Consider the following 20,259-nt stretch of genomic DNA (forward strand, 5'->3'; position numbering starts at 1 on the left):
GATATCTTTCGCCATTAATTTGATCGCGATAGGTATATTTGAAATTGTGGTACGAGGAGTTAACGAAAATTGTGATTTATACGAGGTTTAGCGCTTCGGTTATCGACCATAATAGGTTTTGGCATCCCCGCGAGGATGCCATTATTATTTACAAGGCTACTTTTCTGGCAGCTTAATATCTTTAAACATCGCCTCAATATCTTCATTCGAGCGTAAAGCCACGGCGGTATCGACCACGTCTCGCGTCAAATGCGGCGCAAAACGCTGAATAAAATCATACATATAGCTGCGAAGGAAGGTGCTGCGACGGAAGCCTATTTTGGTGGTGCTGTGGCTGAAAATGCCGTTGGCATCCAGCTTGACCAGGTCAGGATCGGAGACCGGATCAACCGCCATGCTGGCTATCACCCCAACCCCCAGTCCCAGACGAACGTAGGTTTTGATCACGTCGGCATCGGTGGCGGTGAAGACGATCCGCGGCGTCAGCCCGGCGCGGTTGAACGCGGTATCCAGCTCGGAACGGCCGGTAAAGCCAAAGGTATAGGTAACCAGCGGATACTGGGCCAGCTCTTCAATCGTCACCGACCCGCGGGAGGCCAGCGGATGCTCAGGGGTGACGACAATTGAGCGGTTCCAGTGATAGCACGGTAACATGACCAGATCATCGTAGAGATGCAGCGCTTCGGTCGCGATAGCGAAATCAGCATTGCCTTTCGAGACCGCTTCGGCAATCTGCGTCGGCGAGCCCTGATGCATATGCAAGGAGACCCGCGGATAGCGCTCAATAAAGCCTTTAATCACCCCCGGCAGCGCGTAGCGGGCCTGGGTGTGCGTGGTAGCGACATACAGCGAGCCTTTGTCAGGCCAGGTATGCTCCCCGGCCACCGACTTAATCGCATCAACCTTCGACAGGACTTCGCGGGCAATGCGAATGATCTCCTGACCTGCGGGGGTCACCTGAGTCAGGTGTTTGCCGCTCCGGGCAAAAATCTGAATACCGAGCTCATCTTCCAGCATGCGAACCTGCTTGCTGATGCCGGGCTGCGAGGTATACAGGCCTTCGGCGGTAGAGGAGACATTCAGATTATGGTTAACAACCTCAACGATGTAGCGGAGTTGCTGTAGTTTCATGGCTGATATCCGTTAACGCGTAAAATGAATCCGCTTCATACATTTTACGTTCAGGCCGCCTGCTGGTGGGTTACACGGCCCCTGCCATCCCTGCGACTGGCCGTTATGGCGCCACAAAGCATCCTGAAAACGATGATGTATAAGACGATTTAATAATAAAAAAGAGATTAGCTATAACCACTATATCATTTATATCTACAGTGTATAGATACTAACGAAAAATAATAAGCCGGTTATAAGGCTGGCGCCAGGCGCCGCAAGAACGCGCATTTCAGCGGGAAATCCACAGGAAAAAGGGCCGCATGGCGGCCCTTCTGAGAGAGTAAAACGCTTACTTCTTCGCTTCAGTCCATTTGCCGTCAATATAGAAGGCGGACCAACCGGTCGCTTTACCCTCTTTTTCTGACGCCACGTACTGCTGCTTGGTTTTACGGCTAAAACGCACCAGCGTTTTGTTGCCTTCCGGATCCTGCTGCGGCGCATCGGCCAGATAGCGCAGCTTCTCCGCCAGGCGGTCGCGGAAGCGGTACAGCTCCTCCACCAGCGGCGCACGCGTTTCGCGCGATTTCGGGAAGGTGTTGGCCGCGAGGAACACGCCGGCGGCACCGTCACGCAGAACAAAATAGGCGTCCGATTTTTCGCACGGCAGTTCCGGTAGTGGAACCGGATCTTCCTTCGGCGGAGCCACTTCGCCGTTACGCAGAATTTTACGCGTGTTCTTACATTCGTCGTTGGTGCAGGCCATGTACTTACCAAAACGTCCCATTTTCAGGTGCATTTCAGAACCACATTTTTCACACTCCACGATCGGGCCGTCATACCCCTTGATGCGGAACTCGCCTTCTTCGATCTCATAGCCGTCGCAGGTTGGGTTATTACCACAGACGTGCAGCTTGCGCTTCGGATCGATCAGGTAGCTGTCCATCGCCGTACCGCATTTCTGGCAGCGACGCTTGGCGCGCAGCGCATTGGTTTCGGCATCGTCGCCTTCCAGTACGTTGAGCACTTCGTTTTCCGGCACCAGGTTAATGGTGGTCTTGCAGCGCTCCTTCGGCGATAGCGCATAGCCTGAGCAGCCGAGGAACACGCCGGTGCTGGCGGTGCGGATGCCCATCTTGCGACCACAGGTCGGGCAGTCGATGCTGGTCAGTACCATCGGGTTCGGCTGCATGCCGCCCTCTTCCGGATCCTTCTCCGCCGTCTCCAGCTGGGTGGTGAAGTCACCAAAGAAGTGGTCCAGAACCTGGCGCCATTCGGCCTGATGGTTAGCAACCTGGTCGAGGCGATCTTCCATTTGCGCGGTAAAATCGTAGTTCATCAGATCGCGGAAGTTCTCTTCCAGACGATCGGTGACGATCTCACCCATTTTTTCCGCATAGAAGCGGCGGTTTTCCACCCGGACGTAGCCGCGATCCTGAATGGTCGAAATGATCGACGCATAGGTCGACGGACGACCGATTCCGCGTTTTTCCAGCTCTTTAACCAGCGATGCTTCGCTAAAGCGCGCAGGCGGTTTGGTAAAGTGTTGCGCCGGGGTCAGTTCAACCAGGCTTAAGCTCTCGCCTTGATTAACCACCGGTAAAGTCCGATCTTCATCGCCTTTACGCAGCGCGGGCATCACTTTTGTCCAGCCGTCAAAACGCAGGGTACGGCCGCGCGCTTTGAGTTTGAAGTCGCCGGCTTTGACGGTCAGAGTGGTAGAGTCGTACTGCGCTGGCGTCATCTGACAGGCGACGAACTGGCGCCAGATCAGCTGATACAGTTTCAGCGCGTCCGCTTCCATCCCTTTCAGGTCTTCCGCCATCACGTTGACATCAGAAGGACGAATCGCTTCGTGCGCTTCCTGCGAATTTTCTTTGCTGGCGTACTGGTTCGCGTTCTCCGGCAGATACTTTTTACCAAAGTTATCGCCGATATAGCCACGGACCATGCTTAGCGCATCCTGACTGAGGTTGGTCGAGTCAGTACGCATGTAGGTGATGTAGCCCGCTTCATACAGACGCTGCGCCATCATCATGGTTTTCTTTACCCCGAAGCCCAGGCGGGTGCTGGCTGCCTGTTGCAATGTCGAGGTGATAAACGGCGCGCCCGGCTTGCTGCTGGTCGGTTTATCTTCACGCTCCAGCACGCTGTAGCTGGCTTTCTCCAGCAGCGCAACGGCAGCCATGGTTTCATCGCGATTAACCGGACGAAACGGCTTGTCGTTCTTGTGCGTTACCTGCAGCGGTAAAGCCTCACCGCCCGGCGTGGTGGTGCTGGCGTCAATTTCCCAGAACTCTTCCGGAACGAAGGCTTTAATTTCGCGTTCGCGTTCGACCACCAGACGTACGGCAACCGACTGGACGCGGCCCGCGGAGAGACCGCGGGCAATTTTTTTCCACAGCAGCGGGGAAACCATATATCCCACCACGCGGTCCATAAAGCGACGTGCCTGTTGGGCATTGACACGATCGATATTCAGCTCGCCCGGCTTATCAAAGGCCTGACGGATCGCGTTTTTAGTGATTTCGTTGAACACCACGCGGCTATAGCGTTTTTCATCCCCACCGATAACTTCCCGCAGGTGCCATGCAATGGCTTCCCCTTCGCGGTCAAGGTCGGTTGCGAGATAGATATGGTCGGCTTTTTCCGCCAACTGTTTGAGTTCTGAAACTACCTTTTCTTTACCCGGGAGTACTTCATAGTGTGCATTCCAGTCATGCCATGGGTCCACACCCATACGGTTGACCAGTGCGCTACGTTCATCCTTTTTAGGCTTTTTAGCCCCTTTGGTGGAGGTAGAGTCGGCGCTCTTTTTGGAAGCTGAGCCACTGGTCGGCAAATCGCGGATATGACCGACGCTGGATTTCACCACGTAGTCATTACCCAGATACTTATTGATCGTTTTGGCTTTTGCCGGGGACTCAACGATAACGAGAGCTTTACCCATATTCACCTTTACCTAATTTGATTCATCCAGGAATACATCGCACATTTTGATTCACCATCCACTGGCGACGTACGTCAGATGTTGCGACGCCGTCGATGGATATCAACCCTTTGCACGTCCGGTTTCACATCCATAAAACCAGATAGCTGAGTTTACTGACTTTTTCTCAGTCAGGTGACATAGCACGAAGAATTTTTGGCCGAATGTCAAGCAAATCTGTTGCCAGATCGCCGAAAGCGTCACACTGTACCTGATAAAATTCGTTACGCAACTTTATTAGCATGCAAAAGCAAATCCTGCCAGTAAAGTCATGTTTCTTAGACCTTTGCAATTATCCCTGCAATCTAAATGGAAAATTTGCCCCTTCCCGCTACGCGGCGTAAACTAGCGCCCGAAGAATCACAGGAGTGAATTATGCAAGGTACAACCCAACCCATCGATCGCCAGACGCTGCTTGCAATAGCCAATAAACTGATTCGGGAGCATGAAGATACGTTAGCCGGGATCGAAGCCACCGACGTTGTGCAACGTAACGGGGTGCTGGTGTTCAGCGGCGAGTTTTATCTTGATGAGCAAGGTCTGCCGACGGCGAAGAGTACGGCGGTATTTAATATGTTCAAATACCTCGCGCATACGCAGTCTGAGAAGTATCACCTGGCCGATTAAGCCTTCCAGGTTTACCGGGCCGATTACGACAACGCGAGGCATGAGCCTCGCGTTGTGTTATTTACAGCAGCGGCTTTTGCCCCCGCTGCCACCAGCGTAGCAGCAGGCGGTCCGCGCTTTCGGCGGCGCTGCCGGTAAAGCGGTCGAGCATCTTTTTACGCTGCAGATAACGCACGCCGATCACTTCATGGTTGTCGATCAGGCCGAGGATCAGTTCGTCGCTGGTTTCCACCACGTCCACCAGCCCTTTCTCCAGCGCCTGCACGCCATACCAGTGTTCGCCGGTCGCCACCTGCTCGATATCCAGCGTCGGGCGCATTTGGTGGACGAAATCTTTAAACAAACGGTGAGTGTCGTTGAGGTCTTCGCGGAACTTGCGCCGGCCTTCGTCGGTGTTTTCGCCCAGCATCGTTAAGGTGCGTTTGTACTGACCGGCGGTATGCAGTTCAACATCGATGTCCTTATTCTTCAGGAAACGATGAATGTTGGGGATCTGCGCCACCACGCCGATCGAGCCCAGGATGGCGAACGGCGCGGCGACAATTTTGTTCGCCACGCAGGCCATCATGTAGCCGCCGCTGGCCGCCACCTTATCCACCGCCACGGTCAGTGGGATCTGCTTATCGCGCAGGCGCTGCAGCTGTGAGGCCGCCAGGCCGTAGCCGTGAACCACGCCACCGGGGCTTTCCAGCCGCAGAATGACCTGATCGCGCGCTTTCGCCGTTGCCAGCACCGCGGTGATCTCTTCACGTAGGCTGTTGACCTCGTGCGCGTCCATGCTGCCTTTAAAATCCAGCACCCAGGCGCGCGGCTTGCCGTTTGGCTCCGCAGTACCTGACTTCGCCCGCGCTTTTGCCGCTTTCGCCTCCTGCTTGTGCTTTTTCTTTTGCGCTTTGTGCCACTGCTTTTGCTGCGGGCCATCAAGCAGCGCAACCGCCAGCTCTTCACGCATCTCCTTGTATTGCTCGCTAAGATTGGTCACCCGCAGTTCCCCGCGTTGCTTCTTGCGCTGAGTCAGGTTAACGATAATCGCGGCGATCGCCGCAATTGCGACGACAACTGTCGCAATTTTGGCCAAAAACAGGCCATATTGAGCAAGTAATTCCACGTTTTCACCTTGTGCAAACCACTGACGTTGACGCACAGTGTACATCAGCCGTCACAGCGAAGTCTCTGCGCTTTGTGTCCTGTGCGCAACGCCTTCCGGTTTTTTCAGCGACGATGAAATCGTTGCAAGATATTAATTCCGAAAAGAGTTTCCTTTTCGCTGATTGCAATACCCGGCTGTTTCAGGCATAAAACGCAAAAGTGAGATACCGAATACAAAGCGTGATCGTCAGCAGGTCACCCAAGGAGTCGCCGTGCACTATCAACCGCAGAGTCATTTACTCAAAGACCGCATCATCCTGGTTACCGGCGCCAGCGACGGTATCGGCCGTGAAGCCGCGCTGACCTATTCCCGCTACAGCGCCAGCGTTATCCTGGTCGGCCGTAACGAAGAGAAACTGCGCAACGTCGCGCAAGAAATTCAACAGGACGGCGGGATCCCGGCGACCTGGTTTACCCTCGATTTGTTAACCTGCACGCCGCAGGAGTGCCAGCAGCTGGCCCAGCAGATAAGCATCCACTACCCGCGCCTCGACGGCGTGCTGCATAACGCTGGCCTGCTGGGCGACGTCTGTCCGATGGAGCAGCAAAATCCGGAGGTCTGGCAGCAGGTGATGCAGGTCAACGTCAACGGCACCTTTATGCTCACCCAGGCGCTGCTTCCTTTATTACTCAAATCCGAGTCGGGTTCGCTGGTCTTCACCTCTTCCAGCGTCGGCCGCCAGGGGCGTGCCAACTGGGGAGCCTACGCGGCGTCCAAGTTCGCCACGGAAGGGATGATGCAGGTGCTGGCTGAAGAGTATCAGAGCCGTCACCTGCGGGTGAACTGCATTAATCCGGGCGGAACGCGAACCAAAATGCGCGCCGACGCCTTCCCGACGGAAGATCCGCAAAAATTGAAAACCCCCGCCGACATCATGCCGGTTTATCTCTGGCTGATGGGCGATGACAGCCGTCGGAAGACGGGAATGACCTTCGACGCCCAACCGGGGCGTAAACCAGGAATTGCACAATGAGTGATGAACGCTACCGTGAACGCCAGCAGCGGGTAAAAGAGAAAGTGGACGCCCGGGTGGCGGCAGCGCAGGAAGAACGCGGCATTGTGATCGTTTTCACCGGCAACGGCAAAGGTAAAACCACCGCCGGTTTTGGTACCGTAACCCGCGCCATCGGGCATGGCAAGAAAGCGGGCGTTATCCAGTTTATTAAAGGTACCTGGCCCAACGGCGAGCGCAATCTGCTGGAACCGCAGGGCGTTGAGTTTCAGGTCATGGCCACCGGTTTTACCTGGAATACCCAGGATCGTGAAAGCGATACCGCTGCCTGCCTCGCGGTCTGGGAACATGCGCGACGCATGCTGGCTGACGAGACGCTGGATATGGTCCTGCTCGACGAGCTGACCTATATGGTGGCGTATGACTATTTGCCGCTTGCCGAGGTGCTTTCCGCGCTGCGCAATCGCCCGGCACAGCAAACGGTGATTATCACCGGGCGCGGCTGCCACCGCGAGCTCATTGAACTGGCGGATACCGTCAGCGAACTGCGGCCGGTGAAGCACGCATTCGATGCCGGTATCAAAGCGCAGATGGGGATTGATTACTAAGCGCCAGACGCTCGACCAGCGCATGATTGAGCGGCAGACACAGGCAATCCTCGCCTGATGCCAGCGCACTTTGGTGAATATTTTGCCGTGAGACAAAACGCTTGCGGTACTCGGTTGGCGTCATACCGCAGTATTTGTTAAAGGCGGCAATCAGCGACTTATGCTCCTGAAAACCGCAGCTATGGCTGATATCGGTGATCGGCGTACGGGTGTCGCGCAACAGCGCCCGCGCCTTATTCAGCCGCACCAGCGTCAGATACTCTTTAAAATTGTGCCGGCTCACCTTCTTGAACAGCCGCGAGAACCACGAATAGCTCATGCCGCTATGGTTGGCGACCTCGCCGAGCGTCAGGGGCCGGTCAAAGTGCTGGTTAATGAAATCAATCCCTTTTTTGATCATCGCCTCTTCGCGCAGGGAACTCGCCACCTGCGCCGCCGGCTCGCCCGCGCATACCAGCGCATCCAGCAGCAGGTAGGTCGTCGCGATACGCTGAAACGGCGCAGAGTTATCAACCAGCTGGTTTAATAGTGCGATGAGCCGCCGATGCACCTGGCGATCCGCCGGCGTTTGAGAACGCCCCCGGGTACACCAGTTGAGCAGCGGCGCAGGATGCAGTTGATCAAACAGCCCGGGAGAAAACTGAACCGTCACCAGCGAGCTGGCCGCCTCTTCCGCGCACAGCGAATGCACCGCTTCAGCATTGATATACAGCATCTCACCCTGAACCAGCTCCACGCTCTGCTGACCGATAGCGATAGAAAAGCGCCCCGACAGGACGGCGATCAGTTCCGGCGCGGGGTGCCAGTGAGGCTCGCAGTAGCGTACCTCAGCGGCAAAGGCGTTGAGCTTTTCCGCATCGAAGGCGATCAGCTCATAGCCGCTGCTCACCGTATGCCGCCCGGTCTCTGTCGCCGGCCGAGGATGGGTGACGGAAAATGGAAACATGCGTAATCTCCTGGCGCGGGACGATTATTCACGCCCGGCAAGTACGGTATTCAGTTCATCGCGATCGATATCAAGCGCTAAAAACTCCGTCAGCGCAATCAACAGCCCGCAGAACAGATCCGGCGCCAGCTGGATCAGCCGTTCGCGGATCTGCGCCGGCGGCAGCTGGCTCTTGCGGGCGATCAGCGCCACTACCCGACTCAGCGCTTCGGGCTGCTGAATCAGCTGCTGCAGCGAATTGTCGTCACGCAGAGGCACATAGCGAGGCGGGCAATCCACCGTCAGCGGCGCCCCCAGCGTCAGATCGCGCGAGGAGCTCCCCACCCGAATCTGCCAGATCCCCGGCGTAATCACCCAGTCCGCAAGGCCCGGATGATAACAGGCCAGTTCGCTGACCGGTAGCCGCAGGCTGAGGCGGCGGGTTTCGCCAGCGGCCAGCGCCACTTTTGTAAACGCTTTAAGCGCTTGTTCTTCGCGAATCAGCTCCCCGGACGGCGCGCTAACGTACAGTTGTACAATCTCCTTGCCCTCGCGATCGCCGCGGTTAGTCAGATCGAAAGAGACGGTCAGCGTCTCGCCCTCCCCGAGCCGTGACGCAGAGAGCTGCAGCGCGCTGTAGGTAAACCGGGTATAGCTTAAGCCAAAACCAAACGGGAACAGCGGCGTCAGGCGACGTTTATCATAATAGCGATAGCCGACGAAGAGTCCTTCGCCATAGTGATGGCGCAGGTTTTCCCCCGGATAATTGAGCCAGGCGGGTGTCTCTTCGAGGGCGTTCGGTACCGTCACCGTCAGTTTACCGCACGGGTTGCGCTTGCCGAACAGAATTTCCGCCACGGCTCGCCCCATTCCCTGCCCGGCGAAGAAGGTTTCCAGCAGCGCTTTACACCCGGGAAGCCAGGGCATCACTACCGCATCGCTGTTCGCCAGCACCACCACCACATTGGGCTGCACCGCCGCCACTTCGCAAATCAGCTGTTCATGTACCGCAAGGATATTCAGATCGTGACGATCGCCGTTCTCGCCATCTTCACCGACGGCGGTGCTGACGAAGATAACCGCCACGTCCGCCTCCTGAGCCACGGCTCGCGCTTCGGCCAGCGCCTGCTGACAGCTTTGCATATCATCCGGGGCGCCAATCGCCCAGCTCACGTTAAAATCATCCCCGGCGAGATCGAAAATTTCATCAAGCGGACGATCGAGTAAATAAGGAACCGTTGTGGCACAGCCAGACCCCTGAATCACCGGCTCCTGCGCCGGCTTGCCCAGCACCGCAATCCGCCGGGTGCGTTCCGCCCGCAGCGGCAGCAGGTTATCGTCATTCTTCAGCAACACGATAGATTCAGCCGCCAGCTGCTGCGCCAGCGCGTGATGAGCCGGGAAATCCGCCTCGGTTTCCGGGCGGCGATGGCGCTGAACCTTCTCCAGCAGCGCCAGCATCCGCTGGCAGGCGCGGTCAACGACGGCCATCGGCACCTCGCCAGCCTCAATAGCCGCCAGCAGCGTCTGCTTGTCGCGACGGGTTTCCGGCATCGCCAGATCGTTGCCTGCCAGCAGCGATGCCGGACGGTCCTTAATACCATACCAGTCGGACATGACCAGACCGTCATAGCCCCATTCATCACGCAGAACCTAGGTCAGTAAAAAGGGATCCTGCGAGGTCTGTACGCCATTCAGACGGTTGTAGGAAGACATGACCGTCCACGGTTGAGATTTCGCTATCGCCCGCTGGAAGCCGGCAAGGTAGATTTCACGTAGCGCCCGCTCCTCGATGATGGAATCCATTTCCGTACGCCGGTATTCCGAATTATTGGCCGCAAAATGTTTCAGACTGGCGCCGACCCCTTCCTGCTGCAGGCCGTTGATTAACGCCGCGGCAATATCCCCGCTGACTACCGGGTCCTCGGCATAGTATTCGTAGCCTCGTCCGGCCAGCGGCGTACGGCGGATATTGATGCCCGGCCCCAGTAAAATGCCGACGCCCATCTGCTGACATTCGCGCCCGAGCGCCTGCCCCATCTGATAAACCAGCTCCACGTCCCAGCAGCAGGCCAGGCTGGAACCATTGGGAAAACAGGTCGCCGGTAGCGAGGCGCTGAACAGGGCTTCGCTGCCGCCCTTCGCCGCAGGTTCTTCCACGCAGGCCTGGTCGGCGGTCTGGGTGATCACCGAGATAAAGTCGTCCATGCTCCATTTTTCATCACCGTCTATTTGCGCGCTGCTGTAGCGCACGCCGTAGGTGCCATCGGTCATCACGATGTCGGCAATACCATGCTGCGCTAACGAAGCGGTGCGCCACAGGCCGCTGCCGGTCAACAGCGCGACCTTTTCTTCTGCGCTCATCGCGGCAAGAAGGGGGTTAAATTCGGTATTCATCTCTCTGACTCCCTGCGGCTAAAGCGCATTCTGCTTACGCAGGCTAATTTTCTGAACAATGTCACGATAGGTTTTTTCATCCAGCGAATAGCACGCGACAAATATCGCGCTAATCGCAAACATCGCGCCCGGGAATAAGGTCATCAGAATATTAATCCCGTTAATTGCGCCGGCGGTAATGTTCCCCGCATCATAATGGTAGTAGTCCAGCAGCCAGCCTGCACAGCCGCCGCCAATGGCCATCGCGATTTTGGTAATAAAATTAAAGAAGCCATAGATAGCCCCTTCCGTACGTACCCCGTGGTGCCATTCGGCATATTCTACGGTATCGGCAATCATCGTCCACATGGCCACAAACCCCATCCCCAGAGTAATACTGTAGAGACACACCCCGGTCATAATTAGCCACAGATTATGGCCCGCGACAAAATACTGCATCAGCACGCCCAGCACGCCTATCAGTAAGGCCACCAGGGCCATTTTCTTTTTCCCCATCAGGGCAATCGCTTTTTCTGAAACCACCGTTCCGACAATATAAGCCGCAGACTGAATCATAAAGAACGTTGCGGTATAGCCTTCATGACCAATGATGTATTTAATAAAATAGATAGCAATCGCCATCCACACGGTGTAGGCAATATAGAAAAATACGGTAAATAGCGACAGATTAAGCAGCGGGGCATTACCCATCACCGCCCGCAGCATTTCACGCAGCGTCGGAGCAGCCATCTCCTCCTCTTCGCCCACCCGCTCTGTCGTCATCCCGAAGCAGGCGAGGAACAGAAAGGTCGCCAGCAGCGCAAAACAGGAGACGGCGAAGACGTAGCCTGCCTGCTTATCAGTAAACGGTGAAATCAGTATGTCGGCTGTGGTTGAGACAATTAAATAGCCGACAATAGCCAGCACAAACCGATATACCGACAGCGATGAACGGGAAGCTTCGTGCTGGGTCAGACGATTGGTCAGCGCCGAATAAGGGGTATTCACTGCCGTATATGCCAGGCAATACAGCGTATAAGAGATCAGCGCAAAATAAAATTTTGCCTCACCGCCTACCGGCACAAAACACAAGACGGTTAACAAGCCTAATGGTAGCGAACCATAGAATAACCAGGGACGCAACTTGCCATATCGGCTGTGGGTTTTATCAATAGCAAAGCCGATCGCAATATTAAAAACCGCATCAATAACCCGGGCTATAACAAATATCAGGCTAGCCTGTACCGCACTGATACCGTAAATATTGGTATAAAAAAAGAGTAAAAACAGAGAGACAAAGCCGAAAGATAAATTTGAGGCAAAGTCACCAAAGCCATAACCTATTTTCTCTTTGACGCCGATAACCACATAGCTTGCCGATAGTGTTCCTGCTGTATCCATTTTTGGCGACCTGTTTTGTAATCAGTGGCGACAGTATATGGCGTTAGCGGAAACCGCACTTTGCGTTATTTGTCCGGGCGTTTCCTGTTTTTTGTCTTTATGCAGAAGTGTGAAAAGAATCACATGCAAGGAAGGTAGCGCAGAGAAATCCGGCGGGAGCCCCGCCGGATTTAATAAGATTAGCCGTTGCTACGGCTGCCGCCCGAACGGCGGTTGTTGCTGTTCCCCACCTGGGAATGGCGTTTCACCGCACGGCGAATCTGATTCGCCTTCATCCGGCGGCGATCTTTCTCTACCGCGACCTTCGAGGTGGTTTCCGCAGGCAGTTCAACCAGCTCACGCAGGTAGTTGGTTTGCGCCAGATCCAGCTCGGTATAGCCGCCGCGAGGCAGGCCTTTCGGCAACGGAATATCGCCGTAGCGGACGCGGATCAGGCGGCTGACCTGAACGCCGACCGCTTCCCACAGGCGACGGACTTCACGGTTGCGCCCTTCGGTCAGCGTCACGTTGTACCACTGGTTAATCCCTTCACCACCGGCAAATTTAATGGTTTTGAACGCCGCCGGGCCATCTTCCAGCTGCACGCCGCGTGACAGCTGACGCAGTTTGTCATCATCCACCTGGCCGAACACGCGCACGGCGTATTCACGCTCAACTTCGCGGCTCGGGTGCATCAGACGGTTTGCCAGTTCACCATCGGTGGTAAACAGCAGCAGGCCACAGGTGTTGACGTCCAGACGCCCCACCGCAATCCAGCGCGCGCCGCGCAGTTTCGGCAAACGGTCAAACACCGTCGGGCGGCCTTCCGGATCGTTACGGGTACAGAGCTCGCCTTCCGGCTTGTAGTACGCCAGCACGCGGCAAATCTGCTCGGCAGACTCTTTCACCGAAATCAGATGACCATCGATACGAATTTTTAAACCAGCCACGATCTCTACGCGATCGCCGAGGGTGGAGATTTTACCATCGACGCTGACGCGACCAGCTTCGATTTTAGCTTCAATTTCACGGCGGGAGCCGTGGCCGGCGCGAGCCAGCACTTTCTGTAATTTCTCGCTCATTGAGCTTCCTTAAGGTGTCGCCTTCCCAGGCGTCTGGTATGCATTCAAAAACAACGAGTTAGCTTGAACTTAAACTTAACTCACTGATCTGTAACTATTTCATGGTACACAGTATGGCAAACAACGTGTCACACAAGCTGTCACACACTATGATTCGTGGGCGCACATACTACACGAATTTTAGACTAAATGATTCAACTAGTTTTGTACGTCTGAGTCTCGGTACTGACAGTCAAAAACAAGCTGGAGTGATCATAAATCAGATCCGCCCGTATATCCCTCTCGTGCAGAACGGGACTATGGATATTGAGGAATTTAAGAGAAAGATACAGGGCTACCGCACCGCCACTAAACAGGGCTTTGCTCACTACCTGCGACGTGCCCTTGAAAGCGATGTCGAGGTGATACAAAGCGCGGCTAAAATGGTCACACCACATGATGACTATCATGATGGCTATGTCGATTCGGGGCCGGCGGGCTGGGTAACGAGATTTTGAGCAGTACTCAACAGCCGGAAATTGGCACTGGCCTACAGAGTGGTTTCGTGGTGGTGCTGATTGCCATCCTGCTGGATCGGCTGTCGGCAAGCTTTGCAGGACGCGACGCCCCCCTTGCGCCAGAAAGACGATGCTTCATGGGCTGTTTCGACTCAGTGCGAAATAGCGCGGCGGGGGGTGTTATCCTGCATCAGGAATGGGGACCCCGACAGCCAGGGTCGCAATGCTGCCGGGGAATACGGAGTCCGTTACTGGAACGGTTTAACGTCGCCGACGCCTTCACGCAGCACGACCGGCGCGTCTTCGGTCAGGTCGATAACGGTGGTGGGCTGCTGGCCCAGATAGCCGCCGTGGATAATCAAATCCACCAGCTTCTCCAGCCGGTCCTTGATCTCTTCCGGGTCGGATTCAGTGAATTCGCTGCCGGGCAGCATCAGCGATGTCGACAGCATCGGTTCGCCGAGGGTCTCCAGCAGCGCCTGCGCGATCGGATTCGACGGCACGCGCATGCCGATGGTTTTCCGCTTTTCCTGCAGCAGGCGGCGCGGCACCTCTTTGGTCCCCTTGAGGATAAAGGTGTAGTTCCCCGGCGTGTTGTTTTTAATCAGCCGGAACGCCACGTTATCGACAAACGCATAGGTCGACAGCTCGGACAGATCCCGGCACATCAGCGTGAAGTTGTGGCCATCTGGCAGCTGACGAATGCGGCAAATACGCTCCATAGCGCCTTTATCTTCGATTTTGCATCCCAGCGCGTAACCGGAATCGGTGGGATAAACGATCACCCCCCCCTTACGCACAATCTCCACCGCCTGGTTAATCAACCGCGCCTGTGGGTTGTCCGGATGGATATAAAAAAACTGGCTCATACTTCCCTCTCAATTTTATTCTGCGGCCGTTTCCCAGCTGTGCCAGATCCCTTCAACGCCGGCGGGTAGCCAGAGTTTGCGGCCCAGTTCGATCCACGGGCAAGGCTGATGAAAATCAGAACCTTGTGAACCGAGAAGACCAAACTGTACGGCGTACGAGGCAAGCTGCGTACGCTCATGCGGGGCCTGCTGGCACTGTGCCAGCTCCATCGCATCGCCACCCTGCTCGCTAAAGTGGGCCAACAGCCGTTTCAACCACTTGGCGGAGAGGTCGTAACGCCCGGGATGGGCGATAACCGCTTTGCCGCCAGAATGATGAATGACATCAATCGCTTGTTTTATTGTACACCACTGTGGTGGAACGTAACCGGTTTTCCCGCGGGCGAGATATTTTTTAAAAACGTCGGCGATATTACCGGCATGACCGGCTTCGACCAGAAAGCGAGCAAAATGTCCGCGCGTCACCGCCCCGCCGTCAGCAAGCTTCATTGCCCCTTCCCAGGCGCCGGGGATCCGCGCCTTCTCTAAACGCTCGGCGATCATCTGCGCCCGCAGCTGACGCCGCGCCTTCTGCTCCTCCAGCAGGCTGGTCATCGCCGGGTGCACAATATCAATATTCAAGCCGACAATATGAATCTCATGGTTTTCCCACAGAGTGGAAATTTCCACCCCGCTCACCAGAGTAAGGGGTAACTCCGCGCGGGCAATTTCCGCGCGGGCGGCGGGGATCGCGGCGACGGTGTCGTGGTCGGTAATCGCCAGCGTCCCGACCCGCATCTGGTGAGCGCGATGAACAAGTTCTTGCGGAGTCAGTCGCCCATCAGAGGCGGTGGTGTGGCTGTGCAGATCGTAAATCACTGCATAATTAGTGTCGCTCAAGGTGACTCCTGCTGGACATGGACTTAAATTAGCGCATTATCATAACGACTCGCGGAGAAAATCTGCAAACAGGGGTTGACTTTATTCCTCTGGACTAGTTAACTAGTACGAAAGTTCACATGAAGGGGTATCACGATGAAAACGCAAGTTATCACTCTGCACGGCTGGTGGCGCACCTCCTGATATCGGGCGGCGTGATCGCGTTTTGCACTCAGCATACAGATACCCGGCCCGCCAATGAGCGGGCTTTTTATTGGACAAAATATTATACCGAAAGGCGAGAACAATAATGCAAACATCAAAACCGGCACTCGAGCTTCTCACCAGCGACGCCATCTACCGTGAAAACCCGACGGCACTGTTCCACCAGCTGTGCGGCGCCCGCCCGGCCACGCTGCTGCTGGAATCAGCGGATATCGACAGTAAAGATGATTTAAAAAGCCTGCTGCTGGTGGACAGCGCGCTGCGCATCACCGCCCTGGGTGACACTGTCACTATCCAGGCGCTGTCCGCCAACGGCGCGGCGCTGCTGGATTTACTCGATAACACCCTGCCCGCGGGCATCGAAAACCAGCGTCAGCCAAACAGTCGGGTGATGAAATTTCCGCCGATCAGCGCCCTGCTGGATGAAGACGCGCGCTTATGCTCGCTATCCGTCTTCGACGCCTTCCGTTTGTTGCAGGAGCTGGTGATCGTTCCGCCGGACGAGCGCGAAGCGATGTTCTTCGGCGGCCTGTTTGCCTATGACCTGGTGGCCGGTTTCGAAAACCTGCCCGAGCTGGAGAGCGACACCGCCTGCCCGGACTACTGTTTCTACCTGGCCGAAACCCTGCTGGTTATCGACCACCAGACTAAAAATACCCGTATCCAGTCGAGTCTGTTCACCCCGCTGGAGAGTGAAAAACAGCGTCTGACCCAGCGTATCGCCCAGCTTCGCCAGCAGCTCAACGAGCCGCCAGCGCCGCTGCCGGTCACCAAAGTCGAAGCGATGACCTGCGACTGCGATCAGAGTGATGAAGAGTACGGCGCCGTGGTGCGTAAAATGCAGCGCGCCATCCGCGCCGGCGAGATTTTTCAGGTTGTGCCTTCACGTCGCTTTTCTCTGCCCTGCCCATCGGCGCTGGCAGCCTACGACGTGCTGAAAAAGAGCAACCCGAGCCCGTATATGTTCTTTATGCAGGATAACGACTTCTCGCTGTTCGGCGCATCGCCGGAAAGCTCGCTGAAATATGACGCCGTCAGCCGCCAGATTGAGATCTACCCGATTGCCGGCACCCGCCCGCGCGGCCGCCGTGCCGACGGGTCGCTGGATCGCGATCTCGACAGCCGCATCGAACTGGAAATGCGTACCGATCACAAAGAGCTTTCCGAGCATTTGATGCTGGTTGACCTCGCTCGTAACGACCTCGCGCGCATCTGTACGCCGGGCAGCCGCTACGTCGCCGACCTGACCAAAGTCGACCGTTACTCCTTCGTGATGCACCTGGTGTCGCGTGTGGTCGGTGAACTGCGCAGCGATCTCGACGTCCTGCATGCCTATCGCGCCTGTATGAACATGGGCACCCTTAGCGGCGCGCCGAAGGTCCGGGCAATGCAGCTTATCGCCGCCGCCGAAGGCAAGCGTCGCGGCAGCTACGGCGGCGCGGTGGGCTATTTTACCGCCCACGGCGACCTTGATACCTGCATCGTGATTCGCTCCGCCTATGTGCAGGATGGCATCGCCACCGTCCAGGCCGGCGCCGGTATCGTTCTGGATTCAGTGCCTCAGTCCGAAGCGGATGAAACCCGCAATAAAGCTCGCGCGGTGCTGCGCGCAATCGCCCAGGCCCACCACGCTAAGGAGACTTTCTGATGGCCGACATTCTGCTGCTCGATAATATCGATTCTTTTACCTATAACCTGGCAGACCAGCTGCGCGCGAACGGCCATAACGTGGTGATTTACCGTAACTCGGTGCCGGCGCAGACCTTAATTGAGCGTATCGGCACCATGGACAACCCGGTGCTGATGCTCTCCCCGGGCCCGGGTACCCCCAGCGAAGCGGGCTGTATGCCGGAGCTGCTGACCCGAATGCGCGGCAAGCTGCCGATCATCGGCATCTGCCTCGGTCACCAGGCGATCGTGGAAGCCTACGGCGGCTACGTCGGCCAGGCCGGCGAAATCCTGCACGGTAAAGCCTCCAGCATCGAACATGACGGTCAGGCGATGTTTGCCGGCCTGCCCAACCCGCTGCCGGTGGCGCGTTATCACTCGTTGGTCGGCAGCAATATTCCGGCCGGGCTGACGATTAACGCCAACTTTAACGGGATGGTCATGGCGGTGCGTCATGATGCCGATCGCGTCTGCGGCTTCCAGTTCCACCCGGAGTCGATTCTCACCACCCAGGGCGCACGTCTGCTGGAACAGACCCTGGCATGGGCGCTGCAAAAGCTCGAACAGACCAACGTCATCCAGCCGATTCTCGAAAAGCTGTACCAGGCGCAAACCCTGAGCCAGCAGGAAAGCCATCAGCTGTTCTCTGCGGTGGTGCGCGGGGAAGTCAAGCCGGAGCAACTGGCGGCCGCGCTGGTGAGCATGAAGGTGCGCGGTGAACAGCCGCAGGAGATTGCCGGCGCCGCCACCGCCCTGCTGGAAAATGCCGCCCCGTTCCCGCGTCCTGACTACCTGTTCGCCGATATCGTCGGTACCGGCGGCGACGGCAGCAACAGTATCAATATCTCCACCGCCAGCGCCTTTGTCGCCGCGGCCTGCGGTCTGAAGGTGGCGAAGCACGGCAACCGTAGCGTGTCGAGCAAATCAGGCTCTTCCGACCTGCTGGCGGCGTTTGGCATCAATCTGGATATGCCAGCCGATAGGTCCCGCGCCGCGCTCGATGAGCTGGGCGTCTGCTTCCTGTTTGCGCCGAAGTATCACACCGGTTTCCGCCATGCGATGCCGGTCCGTCAGCAGTTGAAGACCCGTACCCTGTTCAACGTGCTGGGGCCGTTAATCAACCCGGCGCATCCGCCGCTGGCATTGATTGGCGTCTACAGCCCGGAGCTGGTCCTGCCGATCGCCGAAACCCTGCGCGTGCTGGGCTACCAGCGCGCGGCGGTGGTTCACAGCGGCGGGATGGATGAAGTGTCGCTGCATGCGCCGACGGTGGTCGCCGAACTGAATAACGGCGAAATCAAGAGTTATCAACTGACGGCAACCGATTTTGGCCTGACGCCTTACCATCAGGAGCAGCTGGCTGGCGGTACGCCGGAAGAAAACCGTGACATTCTGACACGCTTGCTACAAGGTAAAGGTGAAGCCGCTCATGAAGCCGCAGTCGCCGCCAATGTGGCCATGTTGATGCGTTTGTACGGGCACGAAGACCTGAAGGCCAACGCACAGCAGGTCATCGACGTGCTGCACAGCGGAGCGGCCTATGACAGAGTGACCGCATTAGCGGCAAGAGGGTAAATAATGCAGACCGTTTTAGCAAAAATCGTTGCCGACAAAGCGATTTGGGTAGAAGCCCGCAAACAACAGCAACCGTTAGCCAGTTTTCAGAACGACGTCGTCCCGACCCAGCGTAATTTTTACGATGCTCTCGCCGGGACGCGCACCGCGTTTATTCTGGAGTGCAAGAAGGCCTCGCCGTCGAAAGGGTTGATTCGTCAGGATTTTGACCCGGCGGCTATCGCCGGCGTCTATAAAAATTACGCCTCGGCCATCTCCGTCCTGTGCGACGAGAAATATTTCCAGGGCAGCTTCGACTTTCTGCCGATCGTCAGCGCCATCGCGCCGCAGCCGATTCTGTGCAAGGATTTCACCATCGATCCTTACCAGATCTACCTGGCGCGCTACTACCAGGCCGACGCCTGCCTGCTGATGCTGTCGGTGCTTAACGACGACCAGTATCGCCAGCTGGCCGCCGTGGCCCATAGCCTGAACATGGGCGTGCTGACCGAGGTCAGCAACGAAGAGGAGCTGGAGCGCGCCATCGCGCTGAAGGCCAAAGTGGTCGGCATCAACAACCGCGACCTGCGCGATATGTCGATTGATCTGAACCGCACCCGCCAGCTGGCGCCGCGCCTGGATCATGATGTGACGGTTATCAGCGAATCCGGTATTCATACTTATGCCGAAGTGCGCGAACTCAGCCATTTTGCCAACGGTTTCCTGATCGGTTCCGCCTTGATGGAGCAGGCGGATCTCGATGCCGCCGTGAAGCGCGTGCTGCTTGGCGAGAATAAAGTCTGCGGCCTGACCCGCCCGCAGGATGCGCAGATCGCCTGTGAGTCCGGGGCGATTTATGGCGGGCTGATCTTTGTGCCGTCCTCCCCGCGCGTCGTCAACGAGCCCCAGGCGAAGGAGATTATTCAGGCCGCCGGGCTGCGCTACGTGGGCGTGTTCCGCGATGCGCCGATCGACGAGGTGGTTGCCCGGGCGCAAAACCTGCGGCTGGCCGCCGTGCAACTGCATGGTAACGAAGATCAGGCTTATATCGACGCCCTGCGCGCGGCCCTCGCGGAGTCGGTGCAGATCTGGAAAGCCCTCAGCGTCAGCGACACGCTGCCGCCGCGCAACCTCAACCATGTCGATAAATACCTTTTCGATAATGGCCAGGGCGGCAGCGGGCAACGTTTCGACTGGACGCTGCTGCAAGGCCAGGACCTGCGGAACGTCATTCTGGCGGGCGGACTCGGCGCCGATAACTGTGTAGACGCCGCCAAAAGCGGCTGTGCCGGACTCGATTTCAATTCAGGCGTAGAGTCGCAGCCGGGTATTAAAGATGCCAGCAAACTGGCCGCGGTATTTCAAACCCTGCGCGCATATTAAGGAGTA

General features: G+C 56.8%; 16 protein-coding genes, 1 pseudogene and 1 other annotated feature. Of the genes and pseudogenes, 8 read left to right on the forward strand and 9 right to left on the reverse strand.

What is annotated here, in order from left to right; all coding sequences use genetic code 11:
- Positions 1–156 precede the first annotated feature (156 nt).
- Both cysB and topA read right to left on the reverse strand, forming a co-directional pair.
- Positions 157–1,131 carry an HTH-type transcriptional regulator CysB gene (gene cysB / locus ACI2JR_RS01565; protein WP_004861036.1) on the reverse strand — a complete coding sequence of 325 codons (975 nt, stop codon included), beginning with the start codon at positions 1,129–1,131 and terminating at the stop codon, positions 157–159.
- A 331-nt stretch (positions 1,132–1,462) separates the two neighbouring features.
- Positions 1,463–4,060, reverse strand: coding sequence for a type I DNA topoisomerase (topA, locus tag ACI2JR_RS01570; protein WP_132726450.1), 2,598 nt, complete (start codon positions 4,058–4,060; stop codon positions 1,463–1,465).
- A gap of 414 nt (positions 4,061–4,474) precedes the next feature.
- Here topA and ACI2JR_RS01575 point away from each other — a divergent pair, with 414 nt between their 5' ends.
- A complete protein-coding gene (locus ACI2JR_RS01575) occupies positions 4,475–4,726 on the forward strand; it encodes a YciN family protein (protein WP_462477670.1) in 252 nt (83 codons plus the stop codon).
- 61 nt (positions 4,727–4,787) lie between these two features.
- On the opposite strand, the gene sohB is transcribed toward ACI2JR_RS01575, so the two are convergent.
- Positions 4,788–5,834: a protease SohB gene (gene sohB, locus ACI2JR_RS01580; protein WP_132726456.1), complete on the reverse strand. Its 1,047-nt coding sequence runs from the start codon at positions 5,832–5,834 to the stop codon at positions 4,788–4,790.
- Positions 5,835–6,087: 253 nt separating this feature from the next.
- Here sohB and ACI2JR_RS01585 point away from each other — a divergent pair, with 253 nt between their 5' ends.
- Both ACI2JR_RS01585 and cobO read left to right on the forward strand, forming a co-directional pair.
- On the forward strand, positions 6,088–6,849 hold the full coding sequence (locus ACI2JR_RS01585; RefSeq protein ID WP_132726458.1) for a YciK family oxidoreductase: 762 nt from the start codon (positions 6,088–6,090) through the stop codon (positions 6,847–6,849).
- On the forward strand, positions 6,846–7,436 hold the full coding sequence (cobO, locus tag ACI2JR_RS01590; RefSeq protein WP_462477671.1) for a cob(I)yrinic acid a,c-diamide adenosyltransferase: 591 nt from the start codon (positions 6,846–6,848) through the stop codon (positions 7,434–7,436). Before ACI2JR_RS01585 ends, cobO begins: the two co-directional genes overlap by 4 nt.
- Here the strand turns inward: cobO and ACI2JR_RS01595 are convergent.
- The 4 genes and pseudogenes from ACI2JR_RS01595 to rluB form a co-directional block, all read right to left on the reverse strand.
- A complete protein-coding gene (locus ACI2JR_RS01595; protein ID WP_132726464.1) occupies positions 7,408–8,382 on the reverse strand; it encodes a helix-turn-helix transcriptional regulator in 975 nt (324 codons plus the stop codon). The genes cobO and ACI2JR_RS01595 overlap by 29 nt on opposite strands.
- A gap of 24 nt (positions 8,383–8,406) precedes the next feature.
- A pseudogene (locus ACI2JR_RS01600) lies at positions 8,407–10,758 on the reverse strand (glycoside hydrolase family 3 C-terminal domain-containing protein).
- 18 nt (positions 10,759–10,776) lie between these two features.
- A complete protein-coding gene (locus ACI2JR_RS01605) occupies positions 10,777–12,138 on the reverse strand; it encodes an MFS transporter (RefSeq protein ID WP_462477672.1) in 1,362 nt (453 codons plus the stop codon).
- A 179-nt stretch (positions 12,139–12,317) separates the two neighbouring features.
- Complete coding sequence (gene rluB, locus ACI2JR_RS01610) at positions 12,318–13,199, reverse strand: 23S rRNA pseudouridine(2605) synthase RluB (RefSeq protein ID WP_462477673.1); 882 nt, start codon at positions 13,197–13,199, stop codon at positions 12,318–12,320.
- 113 nt (positions 13,200–13,312) lie between these two features.
- Here rluB and ACI2JR_RS01615 point away from each other — a divergent pair, with 113 nt between their 5' ends.
- On the forward strand, positions 13,313–13,696 hold the full coding sequence (locus ACI2JR_RS01615) for a hypothetical protein (protein ID WP_462477674.1): 384 nt from the start codon (positions 13,313–13,315) through the stop codon (positions 13,694–13,696).
- A gap of 248 nt (positions 13,697–13,944) precedes the next feature.
- On the opposite strand, the gene ACI2JR_RS01620 is transcribed toward ACI2JR_RS01615, so the two are convergent.
- Together ACI2JR_RS01620 and ACI2JR_RS01625 are read right to left on the reverse strand one after the other, a co-directional pair.
- Entirely contained in the window at positions 13,945–14,565 is a 621-nt protein-coding gene (locus ACI2JR_RS01620; protein WP_032695873.1) for an L-threonylcarbamoyladenylate synthase, read from the reverse strand.
- 15 nt (positions 14,566–14,580) lie between these two features.
- Complete coding sequence (locus tag ACI2JR_RS01625; protein WP_462477675.1) at positions 14,581–15,444, reverse strand: PHP domain-containing protein; 864 nt, start codon at positions 15,442–15,444, stop codon at positions 14,581–14,583.
- A gap of 135 nt (positions 15,445–15,579) precedes the next feature.
- Between ACI2JR_RS01625 and trpL the strand changes: the two genes are divergently transcribed.
- From trpL to trpCF, 4 genes are all read left to right on the forward strand, one after another.
- A complete protein-coding gene (trpL, locus tag ACI2JR_RS01630) occupies positions 15,580–15,627 on the forward strand; it encodes a trp operon leader peptide (protein ID WP_132728090.1) in 48 nt (15 codons plus the stop codon).
- Positions 15,604–15,699 (forward strand) — a sequence feature (Trp leader region). Its footprint overlaps the gene before it by 24 nt.
- Before the next feature lie 34 nt (positions 15,700–15,733).
- Positions 15,734–17,296: an anthranilate synthase component 1 gene (locus ACI2JR_RS01635; RefSeq protein WP_462477676.1), complete on the forward strand. Its 1,563-nt coding sequence runs from the start codon at positions 15,734–15,736 to the stop codon at positions 17,294–17,296.
- On the forward strand, positions 17,296–18,891 hold the full coding sequence (trpD, locus tag ACI2JR_RS01640; RefSeq protein WP_132726481.1) for a bifunctional anthranilate synthase glutamate amidotransferase component TrpG/anthranilate phosphoribosyltransferase TrpD: 1,596 nt from the start codon (positions 17,296–17,298) through the stop codon (positions 18,889–18,891). Before ACI2JR_RS01635 ends, trpD begins: the two co-directional genes overlap by 1 nt.
- Positions 18,892–18,894: 3 nt before the next feature.
- Entirely contained in the window at positions 18,895–20,253 is a 1,359-nt protein-coding gene (gene trpCF / locus ACI2JR_RS01645) for a bifunctional indole-3-glycerol-phosphate synthase TrpC/phosphoribosylanthranilate isomerase TrpF (RefSeq protein ID WP_462477677.1), read from the forward strand.
- Positions 20,254–20,259: the final 6 nt, after the last annotated feature.

Source organism: Klebsiella sp. NPDC088457 (assembly GCF_044900465.1).
Lineage (GTDB): Bacteria > Pseudomonadota > Gammaproteobacteria > Enterobacterales > Enterobacteriaceae > Klebsiella.

Excerpts from the sequence above, each read along its gene's own strand:
- cysB (WP_004861036.1), bottom strand. The coding sequence starts at position 1,131 with ATGAAACTACAGCAACTCCGCTACATCGTTGAGGTTGTTAACCATAAT.
- topA (WP_132726450.1), bottom strand. The coding sequence starts at position 4,060 with ATGGGTAAAGCTCTCGTTATCGTTGAGTCCCCGGCAAAAGCCAAAACG.
- ACI2JR_RS01575 (WP_462477670.1), top strand. The coding sequence starts at position 4,475 with ATGCAAGGTACAACCCAACCCATCGATCGCCAGACGCTGCTTGCAATA.
- cobO (WP_462477671.1), top strand. The coding sequence starts at position 6,846 with ATGAGTGATGAACGCTACCGTGAACGCCAGCAGCGGGTAAAAGAGAAA.
- ACI2JR_RS01595 (WP_132726464.1), bottom strand. The coding sequence starts at position 8,382 with ATGTTTCCATTTTCCGTCACCCATCCTCGGCCGGCGACAGAGACCGGG.
- ACI2JR_RS01605 (WP_462477672.1), bottom strand. The coding sequence starts at position 12,138 with ATGGATACAGCAGGAACACTATCGGCAAGCTATGTGGTTATCGGCGTC.
- rluB (WP_462477673.1), bottom strand. The coding sequence starts at position 13,199 with ATGAGCGAGAAATTACAGAAAGTGCTGGCTCGCGCCGGCCACGGCTCC.
- ACI2JR_RS01615 (WP_462477674.1), top strand. The coding sequence starts at position 13,313 with ATGGCAAACAACGTGTCACACAAGCTGTCACACACTATGATTCGTGGG.
- ACI2JR_RS01620 (WP_032695873.1), bottom strand. The coding sequence starts at position 14,565 with ATGAGCCAGTTTTTTTATATCCATCCGGACAACCCACAGGCGCGGTTG.
- ACI2JR_RS01635 (WP_462477676.1), top strand. The coding sequence starts at position 15,734 with ATGCAAACATCAAAACCGGCACTCGAGCTTCTCACCAGCGACGCCATC.
- trpD (WP_132726481.1), top strand. The coding sequence starts at position 17,296 with ATGGCCGACATTCTGCTGCTCGATAATATCGATTCTTTTACCTATAAC.
- trpCF (WP_462477677.1), top strand. The coding sequence starts at position 18,895 with ATGCAGACCGTTTTAGCAAAAATCGTTGCCGACAAAGCGATTTGGGTA.